Source organism: Stenotrophomonas sp. PA-6-5C, from assembly GCF_021605635.1.
GTDB lineage: Bacteria > Pseudomonadota > Gammaproteobacteria > Xanthomonadales > Xanthomonadaceae > Stenotrophomonas > Stenotrophomonas lactitubi.
The window spans coordinates 23,970-38,121 of record NZ_WKEE01000014.1; the positions used below are offsets into that span (position 1 = coordinate 23,970).

The following is a 14,152-nucleotide window of genomic DNA, read 5'->3' on the forward strand; positions in this document are numbered from 1 at the left end:
TGGTGTCCGGTTTGAGCCACTAGCGTCATCAACACAGCGGATGGTCAGGGGACTCCGCTGGCTCGCCGGACCCGAACCTCGCCATTGCAAGCCAGCCCACGGTTCAGGCCGGTGCTTCTGCCGATTCCGGCATTCCTACCATTAGAAAGGAAATCCGATGTCCCAGGTAACGCAACCGCGTGTGCGTCGTGTGTGGGTGGTCCTTGGTGCGTCCGTCCTGTCATCGCTGCTGCTGGCCACGCCTGCGCTGGCCGGTGATGTCCAGCTCAGCGGCCTGCAGTCCGCGCCGACCCATCAGCGGTTCATCGTGAAGTACCGCGACGGCAGTGCGCCGGTGGCCAACACCACCGCGCTCGCCTCTTCGCTGAAGACCGCCGCTGCCGGCATCGCCAGCAGCCAGGGCCGCGCGCTGGGCCTGCAGCAGGTCCGCAAGCTGGCTGTCGGCTCCACCGTGGTCAGGACCGACCGTGCGCTGGACCAGGCCGACGCCGAACTGCTGATGCGCAAGCTCGCCGCCGACCCGAACGTGGAATACGTCGAAGTCGACCAGATCATGCGCGCGACGCTGACCCCGAACGACACCCGCTTCAGCGAGCAGTGGGGCTTCGGCACGTCCAACGCGTCGATCAACGTGCGCCCGGCCTGGGACAAGGCCACCGGCACTGGCGTAGTCGTGGCCGTGATCGATACCGGCATCACCAACCATGCCGACCTCAACGCCAACATCCTGCCTGGCTATGACTTCATCAGCGACGCGGCGATGGCGCGTGATGGTGGTGGCCGGGACAGCAATCCCAACGACGAGGGTGACTGGTACGGCGACAACGAGTGCCAGGCCGGTTACCCGGGCTCGAACTCCAGCTGGCATGGCACCCACGTGGCCGGCACGGTCGCCGCGGTGACCAACAACAGCAACGGCGTGGCCGGTACCGCATTCAATGCCAAGGTCGTGCCGGTGCGCGTGCTCGGCAAGTGCGGCGGCTATACCTCCGACATCGCCGACGCCATCGTCTGGGCCTCCGGCGGCACCGTCAGCGGTGTGCCGGCCAATGCCAATCCGGCCGAGGTCATCAACCTCTCGCTGGGCGGCGGCGGCAGCTGCTCGACCACCTACCAGAACGCCATCAACGGCGCGGTCGGCCGTGGCACCACCGTGGTGGTCGCTGCCGGCAACAGCAACACCAACGTGTCCTCGTCGGTACCGGCGAACTGCCCGAACGTGATCGCAGTGGCCGCGACCACCTCGGCAGGTGCACGTGCCAGCTTCTCCAACTACGGCACCGGCATCGACATCTCCGCACCGGGCCAGGGCATCCTGTCCACGCTAAACAGCGGCACCACCACCCCGGGCAGCGCCAGCTATGCGTCCTACAACGGCACCTCGATGGCGGCGCCGCACGTGGCCGGCGTGGTCGCGCTGATGCAGTCGGTGGCCCCGAGCCCGCTCAGCCCGGCGCAGGTGGAAAGCATCATCAAGAGCACCGCGCGTCCGCTGCCGGGTGCGTGCTCGGGTGGTTGCGGCGCCGGCATCATCGACGCCGATGCCGCAGTGACAGCTGCGATCAACGGCACCACGCCCAACCCGGGTGGCACCGTGCTGCAGAACAACGTGCCGGTTACCGGCCTCGGCGCGGCCAGCGGCGCATCGCTCAGCTACACCGTCAACGTCCCGGCTGGCAGCGCGCAGCTGCGCGTGGCGATCAGTGGCGGCAGCGGTGACGCCGACCTGTACCTGCGCCAGGGTAGTGCCCCGACCGACACCGTCTACACCTGCCGCCCATACCTGAGCGGCAACAACGAGACCTGCACCGTCAACAGCCCCGCTGCCGGCGTCTGGCACGTGCGGGTGAAGGCGTACAGCACCTTCTCGGGCGTGACCCTCAACGCCCAGTACTGAGCCCAAGCCCCTCTCCATGGGCACGCCCCGGCCTCGGCCGGGGTGTTTTTTTGTAGAGCCGAGCCCACGCTCGGCTATCAGAGGGCAGCCGAGCATGGGCTCGGCACTACAAGTCCCTCAAACCGACTCGAACCGGTTCGCCGCCACGTTCTTGCGCACATGCTGCGGATCGAAGATCCGGCCGTTCATTGCGATGAACACCCCCGCCGGCAGCGACTGCACCGCACCGATCGCACAACCGATGTTGAACTCCGCATCCGAACCACGGAACCGCGCCGGGCTCAGCGCACCGGTCATCACGATGGTCTTGTCGGGGATCGTCGCCAGCACCTTGCCGGTCTGCACCATCGAATCGGTGCCGTGGGTCACCAGCACGTGGCGGGTGGGCTGCGCAGCGATCGTCGCGCGGATCAGCTCACGATCGTCGTCGTTGATGTGCAGCGAATCCTTGCGCAGGATCGGAATCACGTTGAAACGGAACGTGACCCCCAGTTCGCGCAGGATCATGCCGATCTGCGGGTCGCCGATCTGGTAGTCCGACTTGTCGTCGAAATAGATCTTGTCGATCGTGCCACCGGTGGTGACGACCAGGAGCTCTTCCATCATGTGCATGCGCGAAACCAAGGCAGGTACAGCGGCGCGGGGCCGGGAATGCAGATGATACGGCCCGCCGGGCGCAGCGTCAGCGCCGCGGCCCGAAACGGGCGCGCAGGCCGGGCAGGCTGGCCGAGAAGATCACCAGCAGCGCCAGCGCGATCTCGATCAGCGCCAGCCAGCGCGTTTCCGGGTGGCTCCAGGCGCTCATCACGCCGTGGCTGAACCAGCCCAGGGCCAGCACCGCCGACCAGAACCCGGCCTTGCGCCAGCCCAAACGCAGGGCGATGGCCAGCGCCAGCGGTGGTGCCGTGAACACCAGCTGGGTGGCCAGCCAGTGCCTGTCGTTGATGAACCAGCCGGCAAACAGCGCCGCCAGCCCCATCAACGCCAGCAGCAGCACGGTGCGCGGCGCGGCGCTCATCGTGCCAGCCGCTGCGCGATGTCGGCCACGCGCCGGCCCAGCGCCCGTGCCAGCACCGCCTCATCGTCGGTTGGTTGCGGGTCGTCGGCGGCACCGGCCACGTGGCTGGCGCCATACGGCGTGCCGCCACTGGTGGTGTGGCTCAGCGCCGGCTCGGTGAACGGAATGCCGACGATCAGGCAGCCGTGGTGCAGCAGTGGTACCTGCATCGACAGCAGGGTCGACTCCTGGCCGCCATGCATCGACGCGGTGGACGTGAACACTCCGGCCGGCTTGCCCGCCAGCGTGCCGTTCACCCATTCGGCGCCGAGCCCATCGAGGAAATGCTTGACCGGCGCGGCCATGTTGCCGAAACGGGTGGGGCTGCCCAGCAGCAGTCCCTGGCACTCCACCAGGTCCTGCACGCTCACATACGGCGCGCCATCGTCCGGCACCGGGGGCTGCGCGGTCTGGGTGACGGCAGCCACCGGCGGCACCGTGCGCAGCCGCGCCGTCATGCCCGGCACCTCGCCGATGCCCCGCGCGATCTGGCGCGCCAGCCGTGCCACCGAACCGCCGCGGCTGTAGTACAGCACCAGGATTTCGCCCATCGCGCCCAGCTCTCCTCATCGTGTGGACACCAGTATGGCTATCCTGCACCGATTCCGCATCGGGTACCCTTGCGCCGATGGAACCTTTGGATACGCTCAATTTGTGGATGGAGCGCGCGCGGGATCGCGCACGTGCCGCCAGCTTCGGCCGCTTCCTGTGGCGCCGCTTCCTCGACGACCGCCTGTTCCAGGCTGCCGCCGCGCTGGCCTACACCACGGTGTTCGCGCTGGTGCCATTGGCGATCGTGGTATTCGGCGTGCTCTCGGCCTTCCCGGTGTTCGATCGCTGGAGCGACCAGCTCAGCGACTACGTCTTCTCCAACTTCGTGCCCAACGCCGCGCGCGCCGCCGAAGGCTACCTGCGGCAGTTCTCGGCCAGCGCGGGCCAGCTCACAGCCGCCGGCTTCATTGCCCTGGTCATCTCGCTGCTGATCACCCTCAACAGTGTTGAAGAGACCTTCAACCAGATCTGGCGCGTCGGCAGCAGTCGGCCGCGGCTGACCCGCTTCCTGGTCTACTGGACGGTGCTGACCCTCGGCGCGATGCTCGCCGCCGCTTCACTGGCCGTGTCGGCGCGGGTGTTCGCGATGCCACTGTTCGGCACGCAGGAGGGGCGCTGGCTGGCCGATCTCGCGTTGCGGCTGGCGCCGATCCTGATCGAATTCGTCTGCATCACCCTGATGTTCCGGGTGGTGCCACACCACACCGTGAAGTGGCGCCACGCGGTTCCGGGCGCGATTCTTGCCGCGGTGATCCTGGAGCTGGTGAAGTGGGGCATCGGCGCCTACCTGGGCAGCTTCCAGTCCTACCAGAAGCTGTATGGCACGGTGGCCTTCGTGCCGATCCTGCTGCTGTGGATCTACCTGTGCTGGGTGGCCGTGCTGCTGGGCGCGTCGCTGGCATCGTCGATGGCGGCCTTCCGCTACCAGCCGGTGGAGCTGCGCCTGCCGCAGGGCTACGAGTTCTATGGCCTGCTGCGCCTGCTCGGGCGCTTCCAGCATGCTCGCGCCAAGGGCAGGGGTCTGGCCGACGACGAGATCCTGCGGCTGGAACCGATGCTGACCGACTCGCTGCTGCAGGACCTCGCCTGCAACCTGGAAGGCATCGGCCTGCTGCGCCGTGATGAGCGCGGCGAATGGCTGCTCGCACGCGACCTGGATCAGGTCAGCCTGGGCGATCTGTACGAATGCACGCAGCTGCGCATTCCGGTAGCCGAACAACACCTGCCTTACCGCGATGACAGCCTCGGCCGGGCCGCACTGGCTGCGCTGGACGAGTTGCGCCTGCCATTGCGTGAACGCCTCAAGCGTCGCGTCAGCGACATCTACCCTGATTCTGGAGACGCCCCATGACCTGCAAGACCCCGTTGCTGCTGGCTGCGCTGCTAACCCTGGCCGCCTGCAAACCCGCGCAGGAGCCGACCCCGGCCAGCAGCCAGCCGCCCACGCAGGCACCGACCCCGGCCGCCCCGGCGCCGGTTGAGGACACCCCCGCCGAGCGTGTCACCGCCGAATTCCCGACGCTGAAGATGAAGGCGGTCGATGGCAGCGATTACGACCTGGCCGCGCATCGTGGCAAGTGGGTGGTGGTGAACTTCTGGGCAACCTGGTGCGCACCCTGCCGCAAGGAAATGCCCGAGCTGTCGGCGTTGCATGCCATGCGCAGCAACATCGAAGTGGTTGGCCTGGCCTACGAGGACATCGAGGTGCCGGAAATGCAGTCGTTCCTGACCAAGCATCCGGTGACCTACCCGATCGTGATCGTCGATCCGTTCGATCCGCCGGCCGACTTCGCCACCCCGCGCGGCCTGCCGTTGACGCATCTGATCGATCCGCAGGGCAAGCTGGCGCACAGCTTCCTGGGCCCGGTCACCGCAGCCGACATCGAACAGCAGATTGCTGCTGCCAAGTAAGGGGTTGGTCGGCAGGGCTGCGCCCTGCACCTGCAGAGGCCAGAGCAACAGCCGAAGCAACAGCAACAGCCGAAGCAGAAGCGGGTTTCCTGAGGGTAGGCGGGGTGGGTCCGGTTGCGGGGGACGCTGCAAGTACGTCCATGTAAGCTCGGTCGCGCCATCCATGGCGCTCACGCCCCCGCAACCGGACCCACCCCGCCTTCGACAGATTCTCGCGAACTGTCGGAATGGCATGGTCTGCTCTTGGTGGGTGTCGACCTTGGTCGACACGTAGATCCACGCCATGCGTGAATGCTCTACGTTCAATTGTCGAAATATTCGATTTCGATGGACATACATCCACGCATGGCGTGGATCTGCCAGATCGCGGAGATCTGTCAGAGGTGGGGCGGTGTCGGATTGCGGGGTGTCAGCCGCATGGATGCGGCTGCCAAGCCTACAGGGACGTACTTGCGGCGTCCCCGCAATCCGACACCGCCCCGCCATCCCCCGGAATACCCGCTTTTGCTGTTGCTTCGGCAGTTGCCGTTGCCTGTAGCAGGTGCAGGGCACAGCCCTGCCGAACCTACCTCAGTCCTTGACCGGGAAACTCTCGATCGGCTTCAGTACATCGTAGTGCTCGTGATGCAGCTTGCCCTTCAGCTTCGGCAGCTCCGGCAGCGGCGCATCCACCCGCGTGTCCGGCAACCGGTCCAGCAGGTTGCGGGCCAGGGTCAGGCGACCCAGCCGCTGGTCGTTGAAATCCACCAGCGTCCACGGCGCACCGTCGCGATGGGTGGCGCGCAGCATCGCCTCGCGCGCTTCGGTATACGCGCTGTACTTGCTGCGTGACTTCAGATCCACCGGCGACAGCTTCCAGCCTTTCAGTGGATCGACATGGCGTTCGGCAAAGCGCTTTTCCTGCTGCTCCTGGTCCACGCACAGCCAGTACTTGAACAGCAGGATGCCGTCATCCACCAGCAATTGTTCGAACACCGGTGCCTGGCGCAGGAACTGCTGGTATTCGGTCTCGCTGCAGTAGCCCATCACCCGTTCAACGCCGGCGCGGTTGTACCAGCTGCGGTCCATCAGCACGATCTCGCCGGCGGCCGGAAGATGCGAGGCGTAGCGCTGGAAGTACCACTGCGTGGCTTCGCGGTCGGTGGGTTTGGGCAGCGCCACTACCCTGCATTGGCGTGGGTTGAGGTGCTCGCTGATGGTCTGGATCGCGCCCCCCTTGCCGGCGGTATCGCGTCCTTCAAACAGCACCAGCAGGCGTTGTCCGCTGTGCTGCACCCAGCGCGCCATCGCAGCCAGTTCCAGCTGCAGCGGCTGCAGCAGTTCGTCGTATTCCTTGCGCTTGAGCTTGGCCATCGTCATACCACGCGGGAAGGAGGCCCGAGCGTAGCGCAGGGCGATGTCAGGGCGTGTCGAGGCCCTGCCAGCCCTGTTCGCGGGCCAGCTGCTGCAGCAGTGCGGACAGATCGCGCGCGAAAGCCGCCATGTCGAACAGGCCGCTGCGTTCGCGTGCCTGCGCCAGTTCGGCGCGCACTGCGGCCAAGGCGGCCGGATTGTTGCCGAGTGCGCTGGCGGTGGCGACGAACGACGCGTCGTCGGCGACATTCATGTGCTCCAGCCCCAGCTGGTGGTTGAGGCTGCCGGCCACGCGCGCGGCGAAGGTAGCGCCGGGGCAGGTCAGTACCGGACAGCCGGCCCACAGTGCATCCGATGCGGTGGTATGCGCGTTGTACGGGTTCGTATCCAGGAACAGGTCGGCCAGCTGATAGCGGGCCAGATACTGCGGATGTGGCAGCTTGGCCATGAACACCAGGCGCGACGGATCCAGTCCTGCTGCCCGCGCGGCGGCACGCAGCCGCGCATCGGCCTGGCCGGGGCCGGACAGCAGCCACAGTACGCTGCCGGGTACTGCCTGCAGCACCGCGAACGCGCGGCCCATGCTGCGCGGGTTGAGCTTGTAACTGTTGTTGAAGCAGCAGAACACCGTGCCCTGCGCGGGCAGCCCGCAGGCCACGCGGTCCGGTGCCGGCTCCAGCGTGCGGGTGTTGTCCGAGGGCTGGAACGCGCGCGGCAGCCGCAGCACACGTTCGCTGTAGTGTGTTTCCATCGAGGGCGGCAGCGTGAAGCGGTCAGCGATCACGGCATCCAGCCACGGTGCACCGGAGGTGCCGGGGTAGGCCAGCCAGTTGAGCTGCAGCGGGGCAGGGCGCATCGCCAGTACTTCCGGTGTGCCGCCGCCGCCCCAGCCGCGCAGGTCGAACAGCAGGTCGATGCCTTGTGCACGGATGCGCGCGGCCGTATCGGCATGGCGCAACCCCGCCACGTCATGCAGCTGGGTAGCGGTCTGCAGGCGTTGGCGGATGCGGCTGCCATCGTCGGCGTTGAGCGCGAACAGATGCAGGTGCAGGGCCGGGTCCTGGCTCATGTGCTCCAGCAGCGCCACCGTCAGCAATCCGGTGGGATGAGCGCCGAAACCGTTGGACAGGAAGCCCACGCGAAGTGGACTTCGTTCGCGCAGCTTCACCGGGGGCAGTGGCCGCACCGACGCCGCCACAGCGGCCGCGCGCGCGCGCGCACAGGCCAACTGTTCGGCCGCGCTGGCGTCTTCGCTGAGGAACGCGAAGGGTTCGACCACGCCCTGGCCCGATGCAAGCGCGCCGCGCACCTGGGTTGCCAGCGCATCCACGTCCTGCCAATCGCACAGGCGACGCTGCCAGGCGAGGCGTTGTGCGGCGATATACGGTTCATCGGGCATCAGTGCATGTGCGCGGCGATAGGCCGCCGATGCGCCTTCTGCATCGTTGGCATCTTCCAGCGCGTGCCCCAGCCACAACGCGATGCCCGGGTGCTCCGGTGCCAGCGCCGAGGCCTGGCCCAACAGCTTGGCGGCATCGGCATGCGCTCCTGCCATCCACGCTACCCGGCCCAGCCGGGCAAGTGCTTCAGGATGATTGGGCCGCAGCTGCAGCGCGCGTCGCGCGGCCTGCTCGCCGGCCGCAATGTCGCCGGCCTCCAGTTCCAGGTCGGCCAGCATCACCCAGGCGACGAAGTCGCCGGGCTGGCGTGTGATCGCCTGCTGCAGTTGCTGCCGCTGCTGCCAGGCCGACATGCGGGTCAGCCGGCCGAAAGCTGGGCCAGGGCGTCGACCTGGTGCTCGTGGCTCAATCGCTGCAGCAGCGGGTCCAGGTCGCCGGCCAATACGTTGGGCAGGTCGTACAGGGTCAGCCCTTCCACGCGGTGGTCGGTGATCCGGCCCTGCGGGAAGTTGTAGGTACGGATGCGCTGGCTGCGGTCGCCGCTGCCGACCTGCAGGCGCCGTGATTCAGCCTGCGCTGCGTCGTGGCGCTGGCGCTCGGCATCGAGCAGCTGCGCCTTCAGGCGTTTCATCGCCTTGTCCCGGTTGGCATGCTGGCTGCGCTCGGTCTGGCATTCGACCACCACGCCGCTGGGCACGTGGGTGATGCGGATCGCCGATTCGGTCTTGTTGACGTGCTGGCCGCCGGCGCCGGAAGAACGGTAGGTGTCGACTCTCAGGTCAGCCGGGTTGATGACGATCTCATCGACTTCGTCGGCTTCCGGAATGATCGCCACGGTGGCCGCCGAGGTGTGGATGCGGCCCTGCGATTCGGTGGCCGGCACGCGCTGCACGCGGTGCGTGCCCGATTCGAATTTCAGGCGCGAGAACGCGCCACGGCCGACCACGCGCGCCACCACTTCCTTGTAGCCGCCATGTTCGCCGGGATTGTCCGATTCGATCTCGACCTTCCAGCCCTGTCGCTCGGCGTAGCGGGCGTACATGCGGAACAGGTCGCCAGCGAAGATCGCCGCCTCGTCGCCGCCGGTGCCGGCGCGCACTTCCAGGAACAGGTTGCCTTCATCGCGCGGGTCGCGCGGCACCAGCAGCAGCGCCAGTTCCTGCTCCAGTTCCTGCAGGCGGGCTTGCGCGGCGGCGATTTCCTCGTCGGCCAGCTCGCGCAGGTCCGGATCGGCACGCATGCTTTCGGCCGCAGCCAGGTCGGCCTTGGCGCGTGCTTCATCGGCCAGTGCGGTGGCGATCGGTTCGAGCTGGGAAAACTCGCGCGAGAGATCGCGGAAGCGCGCATTGTTGGCGACCACCTCCGGTTCGGCGAGCAGACGTTCCAGTTCTTCGCGGCGCTCGGCCAGCGCTTCCAACTTACGGCGCAGGGTCGGCGTCATCGGTTCTCACAGGTGGGTGGCGGTAACCCGGCGTCGCCGGGAACAGGCGCTCGGCGGCGCGGGTCAGGTCGGCATCGCCACTGAGCGCGGCCGCGCGCAGGGCGGCGGTCGGCGGGTGCAGCAGGCGGTTGGTCAATCCGTGGGCAAGCAGTTCCAGCACTTCGTCGGCGGGCTTGCCGTTGGCCAGCTGCTGGCGCGCGCGTTCCAGCAGTTCGGCACGGGTGGCCTCGCCGAAGGCGCGCAGCTGTCGCAGTGGCGCCTGGTGGGCGCTGGCCTGCAGGGTTTCGACGAAGCGCGAGACCTGCAGGTCGATGATCGTCTCCGCTTCGGCGGCGGCCTCGCGGCGGCTGCGGCGGTTGTCTTCCACCGCGCGCTCCAGATCGTCCACGGTGTACAGGAACGCATCCTTGAGCGTGGCAACGTCGGCCTCGATGTCGCGCGGCACGGCCAGGTCGAACAGCAGCATTGGTTTGTGCCGGCGCGCACGCAGGGCGTTGGCCACCGCGGCACGGTGGATCACCGGTTCACGGGCGGCGGTGGCCGAGAACACCACATCGGCCTCGGCCAGGTGGCGCTCCAGTTCGGTCAGCGGCAGCGCCACGCCACCATGGCGGCTGGCCAGTTCCTGCGCATGTGCGAGGGTGCGGTTGGCGATCAGCAGACGCCGCACCTTGCCTTCGCTGAGGTGGCGTGCGGCCAGTTCGATGGTCTCGCCAGCGCCGACCAGCAGCACGGTGGAATCATCCAGGCGGGCAAATGCGTTCTGTGCCAGGCGTACCGCTGCCGAGGCCACCGATACCGGGTTGGCGCCGACCTGGGTATCGGTACGCGCGCGCTTGGCCACCGAGAACGTCTGCTGGAACAGCCGGTCCAGGCGCTGGCCGAGCAGGCCATGGTCGCGCGCGGTCGACCAGGCATCCTTCACCTGGCCGAGGATCTGCGGTTCGCCCAGCACCATCGAATCCAGCCCCGTCGCCACCCGGAACAGGTGGCGGACGGCATCGGCATTGGCGTGCTGGTACAGATAGCCCTGCAGGTCGCCGGCCTGGGCGTGCAGCCACTGGTCCAGTGCCTGCGCGGACTCGGCCACGGCGTACAGCTCGGTGCGGTTGCAGGTGGACAGCAGTACCGCCTCGGCGATCTGCGGGGTATCGCGCAGCGAACCGAGCGCGCGCGGCAACGCGTCACCGGCGAAGGCTGCGCGTTCGCGCAGTTCCACCGGTGCGGTCTGGTGATTCAGTCCGAGCACCCACAGGGTCATTGTTCAGTTGCTTGCGATAAGCTGCTGGCCATTGGACGACATTTTAAGGCCCCGATGCCGACGATGCCCGCATTGATTCGCATCCCCAGTGTTCTGCTGCTGTCTCTGGCCTGTGCCCAGGCCCTGGCGGCGGTGCCCGCCAAGGCGCCTGCACGGCCCGCGGTGACTGAGGAACTGGCGCTGGAACCGGTCCTGGCTGGTGAGTTCGCCCTGCAGGCGGGCAAGCTGGCCGAGGCCGCACGCTGGTACCTGCAGGCCGCCCAGCAGACCGACGGCGACGCCGGCCTGGCCGAGCGGGCGACCCGCATCGCCATGCTGGCCAACGAGGATGATGCGGCGGCCAAGGGCCTGGCCCTGTGGCAGCAGCGTGCGCCACGCTCATTGGCGATGCGCAGCGCCGCCGGTGCGCTGGCCATGCGCCAGGGCGATGTGAAGGCTGCACGCAGCGAACTTCAGGCTCTGTTGCAGGACCCGGGGGACGAGGGCTGGAAGTTCGCCCTGGGCGCCCTGATCGGTGGCGGCCGCGATCCGGCCGTGCCGGCCCAGGTGCTGGGCGAACTGGTCGATGCCAACGCCATTCCCCAGAAGATCGAGGCTTGGCAGGAGTTTGGACGCCTGGCGTTGCGCATGGAAAAGCCCGAGCTGGCGCGGCGCATGATCGATGAGGTGGTCAAGCGCTTCCCCGAGGAGCCGCGCGTCGCCCTGCTGCGCGCCAGCCAGCTGCAGCAGGCCGGGCAGACCGACCAGGCACTGTCGCTGCTGCGTGGGGTGGAACCGAAGACCCGTCAGGATCCGGAACTGCGCAATGCGGTGGCCATTGCCTATGACAGCCTCGGCCAGCCGGCAGCGGCCGAGCGCGTGCTGGCGGTCGGTCCGCAGAATGTGCAGACCTGGGGCATGCGCGCTTCGCTGCTGGCCAAGCAGGGCGACAAGGCCGCGCTGTCCAATCTCTACAACGAACTGTCGCGGCAGGCGGCCAAGCCGGACCCGGCGCAGCGCCTGTTGCTGGGCAAGATCGCCGAGTACCTCAAGCGCTACCCGGAGGCGGTCAACTGGTATCACAGCGTGCCCGGCGGCGATGAGCTGAATGAAGCGCGCCTGCGCGCGGCCAATGCGCAGGGGCTGGCAGGCCGGCAGTCGCTGGCGCTGGATGAAGTGCATGCGATCCAGTCCGATGCCGGCGTCGATGACGATGTGCGGCGCGACGCGTATCTGCTGGAAGCCGAGCTGCGCCAGCGCGCCGACGACCTTCCCGGCGAGATCGATGCACTGGCCCGTGGCCTGGCCGCGTATCCCGACGAAAACGGCCTGTTGTATGCCCGTGCGCTGGCCTGGGAGCGCCGCGATGACATCGCCCGCGCCGAGGCCGACCTGCGCAAGATCCTGGTGACCGAGCCGGAGAACGTGCCGGCACTGAACGCACTGGGCTACACCCTGGCCGACCGGACCGGTCGCTACCAGGAAGCGCTCGAACTGATCGACCGCGCGCGCGTGGCCGAACCGGACAACGCGGCCATCGTCGACAGCTATGGCTGGGTGCTGTACCGGCTGGGGCGCAACGCCGACGCGCTGGTGCAGCTGCGGCGCGCCTGGACGCTGGCCAAGGACCCGGAAATCGCCGCCCACGTGGGCGAGGTGCTGTGGGTGCTGGGCAAGCACGATGAAGCCCGTCACTTCTTCGAGGAAGCGGCCCGGCTCGACCCTGAAAACCGCGCGCTGCTGCGCGCCCGCGAGAAATTCAATCCATGAGTGTTTCCACGATCCGGCCATTGCTGCTGGTGGCCGTGACCCTGGCCCTGAGTGCCTGTACCACCGTTGGCCGGCAGAAAACGCCAGCGCCGGCCGTGGTCACCACCGTTTCCGCCGAAGCGGCCGCTACCGAGGTCGCGCGTGTAGAGGCGTTGCGATCGGCATCGGACTGGAATTTCCAGGGCCGGGTGGCGGTCAGCAAGGGCAAGGACGGTGGCAGCGGCCGCATCGACTGGAAGCAGGAAGGCCAGCGCTATGTCGTTGAGCTGAGCGCGCCGGTGACCCGCCAGAGCTGGAAGCTGAGCGGTGATGCCCATCATGAAGCCGGGCGTCTGGAAGGACTGGCCGGTGGTCCGCGCGAGGGTGAAGACGCGCAGGCGCTGCTGCTGGAGGCCACCGGCTGGGATATTCCGGTCAATCAGCTTCCGGACTGGGTACGCGGCCTGGTCGCTGGCGACAGCGCTGGGCCGGAAAAGATCGACCGCGATGCTGATGGCCGTCCGCGGCGCATGCAGCAGATGGGCTGGGTGATCCAGTATCTGGACTGGTACCCGGCCGAAGCCGGGCGTCCGGCCTTGCCGCGCAGGGTCGAAGCGGTCAATGGCGACGCCAAGGTGCGCCTGCTGGTCGACCAGTGGGGCCAGGGCGCGCCATGAACGCGCGCGGGGATGACGCGGGCTGGTCCTGGTGGCCGGCCCCGGCCAAGCTGAACCTGTTCCTGCACATCACCGGCCGCCGTGCCGATGGCTACCACGAGCTGCAGACGGTGTTCCGCCTGCTCGACTGGGGCGACCGGATCGGCCTGCGCCTGCGTGAAGACGGTCAGGTGCGACGGCAGGGCGAGGGTCTGGCCGGCGTCGCCGAGGCGGACGATCTAGCCGTTCGTGCAGCGCGGATGCTCAAAGAAGCCGCGAATGTCGATAAAGGTGTCGACATCATCGTCGAAAAACATGTTCCTGCGGGAGGTGGGTTTGGCGGTGGATCATCCGATGCCGCCACCGTGCTGGTGGCACTGAATCGGCTCTGGGGCGCCGGGCTGGACGAAAATGCGCTGGCCGCGCTGGGGTTGCGCCTTGGCGCTGACGTGCCGGTGTTCGTGCGTGGCCACAACGCCTGGGCCGAAGGGGTAGGCGAGCGGCTGCAGCCGATCACCCTGCCGCAGGCCTGGTATGTGGTGGTCGAACCGGGCGTTCATGTGCCGACGCCCCTCCTGTTCGCTGATCCGGATTTGACGCGCGACAGTCCACAGGCGAAAATAGAGGACTTCGCTTCCGGCACGCTGGTCGGGAACGTGTTCGAACCGGTGCTGCGCCGCCGTGAGCCTGCCGTCGAGGCGGTGCTTGCTGCGTTGAGCGACATCGGCACGGCACGTCTGACCGGTTCGGGAAGTGGTTGTTTCGTCGAGTTCGATTCGCAGGCTGCCGCCGAGCAGGGACGAGCGAAGTTGTCGAAGGAGTTGCGGGTAAGGGTGGCTGCGGGCGTTGCACGTTCGCCACTGCTGGATGCACTCGAGCAACACTGATTCATCAAT

At 67.7% G+C, this 14,152-nt stretch carries 13 protein-coding genes; 6 read left to right on the forward strand and 7 right to left on the reverse strand.

All coding sequences use genetic code 11. From position 1 onward, the window contains the following. Positions 1-157 precede the first annotated feature (157 nt). Positions 158-1,897, forward strand: coding sequence for a S8 family peptidase (locus GIW57_RS08215; protein WP_099820221.1), 1,740 nt, complete (start codon positions 158-160; stop codon positions 1,895-1,897). 117 nt (positions 1,898-2,014) lie between these two features. Here GIW57_RS08215 and GIW57_RS08220 read toward each other — a convergent pair whose 3' ends face one another. The 3 genes from GIW57_RS08220 to wrbA form a co-directional block, all read right to left on the reverse strand. After that, on the reverse strand, positions 2,015-2,500 hold the full coding sequence (locus GIW57_RS08220; protein WP_033830416.1) for an asparaginase domain-containing protein: 486 nt from the start codon (positions 2,498-2,500) through the stop codon (positions 2,015-2,017). 79 nt (positions 2,501-2,579) lie between these two features. Then, positions 2,580-2,915 carry a DUF2069 domain-containing protein gene (locus tag GIW57_RS08225; RefSeq protein ID WP_100463135.1) on the reverse strand — a complete coding sequence of 112 codons (336 nt, stop codon included), beginning with the start codon at positions 2,913-2,915 and terminating at the stop codon, positions 2,580-2,582. Beyond that, positions 2,912-3,505: an NAD(P)H:quinone oxidoreductase gene (wrbA, locus tag GIW57_RS08230; RefSeq protein WP_100463139.1), complete on the reverse strand. Its 594-nt coding sequence runs from the start codon at positions 3,503-3,505 to the stop codon at positions 2,912-2,914. Before wrbA ends, GIW57_RS08225 begins: the two co-directional genes overlap by 4 nt. A 77-nt stretch (positions 3,506-3,582) precedes the next feature. On the opposite strand from wrbA, the gene GIW57_RS08235 reads away from it, so the two are divergent. Further along, entirely contained in the window at positions 3,583-4,857 is a 1,275-nt protein-coding gene (locus GIW57_RS08235; protein ID WP_100463142.1) for a YihY family inner membrane protein, read from the forward strand. After that, complete coding sequence (locus GIW57_RS08240; RefSeq protein WP_100463145.1) at positions 4,854-5,417, forward strand: TlpA disulfide reductase family protein; 564 nt, start codon at positions 4,854-4,856, stop codon at positions 5,415-5,417. The genes GIW57_RS08235 and GIW57_RS08240 overlap by 4 nt, the downstream gene beginning before the upstream one ends. 570 nt (positions 5,418-5,987) lie before the next feature. Here GIW57_RS08240 and ppk2 read toward each other — a convergent pair. Genes ppk2 through hemA form a run of 4 tightly spaced genes read right to left on the reverse strand, consistent with a single transcriptional unit; the run spans position 5,988 to position 10,872 of the window. Further along, on the reverse strand, positions 5,988-6,770 hold the full coding sequence (ppk2, locus tag GIW57_RS08245) for a polyphosphate kinase 2 (RefSeq protein ID WP_236509999.1): 783 nt from the start codon (positions 6,768-6,770) through the stop codon (positions 5,988-5,990). 46 nt (positions 6,771-6,816) lie between these two features. Beyond that, entirely contained in the window at positions 6,817-8,523 is a 1,707-nt protein-coding gene (locus GIW57_RS08250) for a tetratricopeptide repeat protein (protein WP_236510002.1), read from the reverse strand. A gap of 5 nt (positions 8,524-8,528) precedes the next feature. Next, positions 8,529-9,611, reverse strand: a complete 1,083-nt coding sequence (prfA, locus tag GIW57_RS08255) for a peptide chain release factor 1 (protein WP_089238955.1) — start codon at positions 9,609-9,611, stop codon at positions 8,529-8,531. Continuing rightward, a complete protein-coding gene (hemA, locus tag GIW57_RS08260) occupies positions 9,589-10,872 on the reverse strand; it encodes a glutamyl-tRNA reductase (RefSeq protein WP_236510005.1) in 1,284 nt (427 codons plus the stop codon). The genes prfA and hemA overlap by 23 nt, the downstream gene beginning before the upstream one ends. A 63-nt stretch (positions 10,873-10,935) precedes the next feature. Here hemA and GIW57_RS08265 point away from each other — a divergent pair, with 63 nt between their 5' ends. Genes GIW57_RS08265 through ispE form a run of 3 tightly spaced genes read left to right on the forward strand, consistent with a single transcriptional unit; the run spans position 10,936 to position 14,143 of the window. Beyond that, a complete protein-coding gene (locus tag GIW57_RS08265) occupies positions 10,936-12,621 on the forward strand; it encodes a tetratricopeptide repeat protein (RefSeq protein WP_202908254.1) in 1,686 nt (561 codons plus the stop codon). Further along, a complete protein-coding gene (gene lolB, locus GIW57_RS08270) occupies positions 12,618-13,277 on the forward strand; it encodes a lipoprotein insertase outer membrane protein LolB (protein ID WP_176021687.1) in 660 nt (219 codons plus the stop codon). Before GIW57_RS08265 ends, lolB begins: the two co-directional genes overlap by 4 nt. After that, complete coding sequence (ispE, locus tag GIW57_RS08275; protein ID WP_236510007.1) at positions 13,274-14,143, forward strand: 4-(cytidine 5'-diphospho)-2-C-methyl-D-erythritol kinase; 870 nt, start codon at positions 13,274-13,276, stop codon at positions 14,141-14,143. The genes lolB and ispE overlap by 4 nt, the downstream gene beginning before the upstream one ends. The last annotated feature ends 9 nt before the right edge of the window (positions 14,144-14,152 follow it).

Coding starts and splice junctions, on each gene's coding strand:
- GIW57_RS08215 (WP_099820221.1), top strand. CDS start 158: ATGTCCCAGGTAACGCAACCGCGTGTGCGTCGTGTGTGGGTGGTCCTT.
- GIW57_RS08220 (WP_033830416.1), bottom strand. CDS start 2,500: ATGGAAGAGCTCCTGGTCGTCACCACCGGTGGCACGATCGACAAGATC.
- GIW57_RS08225 (WP_100463135.1), bottom strand. CDS start 2,915: ATGAGCGCCGCGCCGCGCACCGTGCTGCTGCTGGCGTTGATGGGGCTG.
- wrbA (WP_100463139.1), bottom strand. CDS start 3,505: ATGGGCGAAATCCTGGTGCTGTACTACAGCCGCGGCGGTTCGGTGGCA.
- GIW57_RS08235 (WP_100463142.1), top strand. CDS start 3,583: ATGGAACCTTTGGATACGCTCAATTTGTGGATGGAGCGCGCGCGGGAT.
- GIW57_RS08240 (WP_100463145.1), top strand. CDS start 4,854: ATGACCTGCAAGACCCCGTTGCTGCTGGCTGCGCTGCTAACCCTGGCC.
- ppk2 (WP_236509999.1), bottom strand. CDS start 6,770: ATGGCCAAGCTCAAGCGCAAGGAATACGACGAACTGCTGCAGCCGCTG.
- GIW57_RS08250 (WP_236510002.1), bottom strand. CDS start 8,523: ATGTCGGCCTGGCAGCAGCGGCAGCAACTGCAGCAGGCGATCACACGC.
- prfA (WP_089238955.1), bottom strand. CDS start 9,611: ATGACGCCGACCCTGCGCCGTAAGTTGGAAGCGCTGGCCGAGCGCCGC.
- hemA (WP_236510005.1), bottom strand. CDS start 10,872: ATGACCCTGTGGGTGCTCGGACTGAATCACCAGACCGCACCGGTGGAA.
- GIW57_RS08265 (WP_202908254.1), top strand. CDS start 10,936: ATGCCCGCATTGATTCGCATCCCCAGTGTTCTGCTGCTGTCTCTGGCC.
- lolB (WP_176021687.1), top strand. CDS start 12,618: ATGAGTGTTTCCACGATCCGGCCATTGCTGCTGGTGGCCGTGACCCTG.
- ispE (WP_236510007.1), top strand. CDS start 13,274: ATGAACGCGCGCGGGGATGACGCGGGCTGGTCCTGGTGGCCGGCCCCG.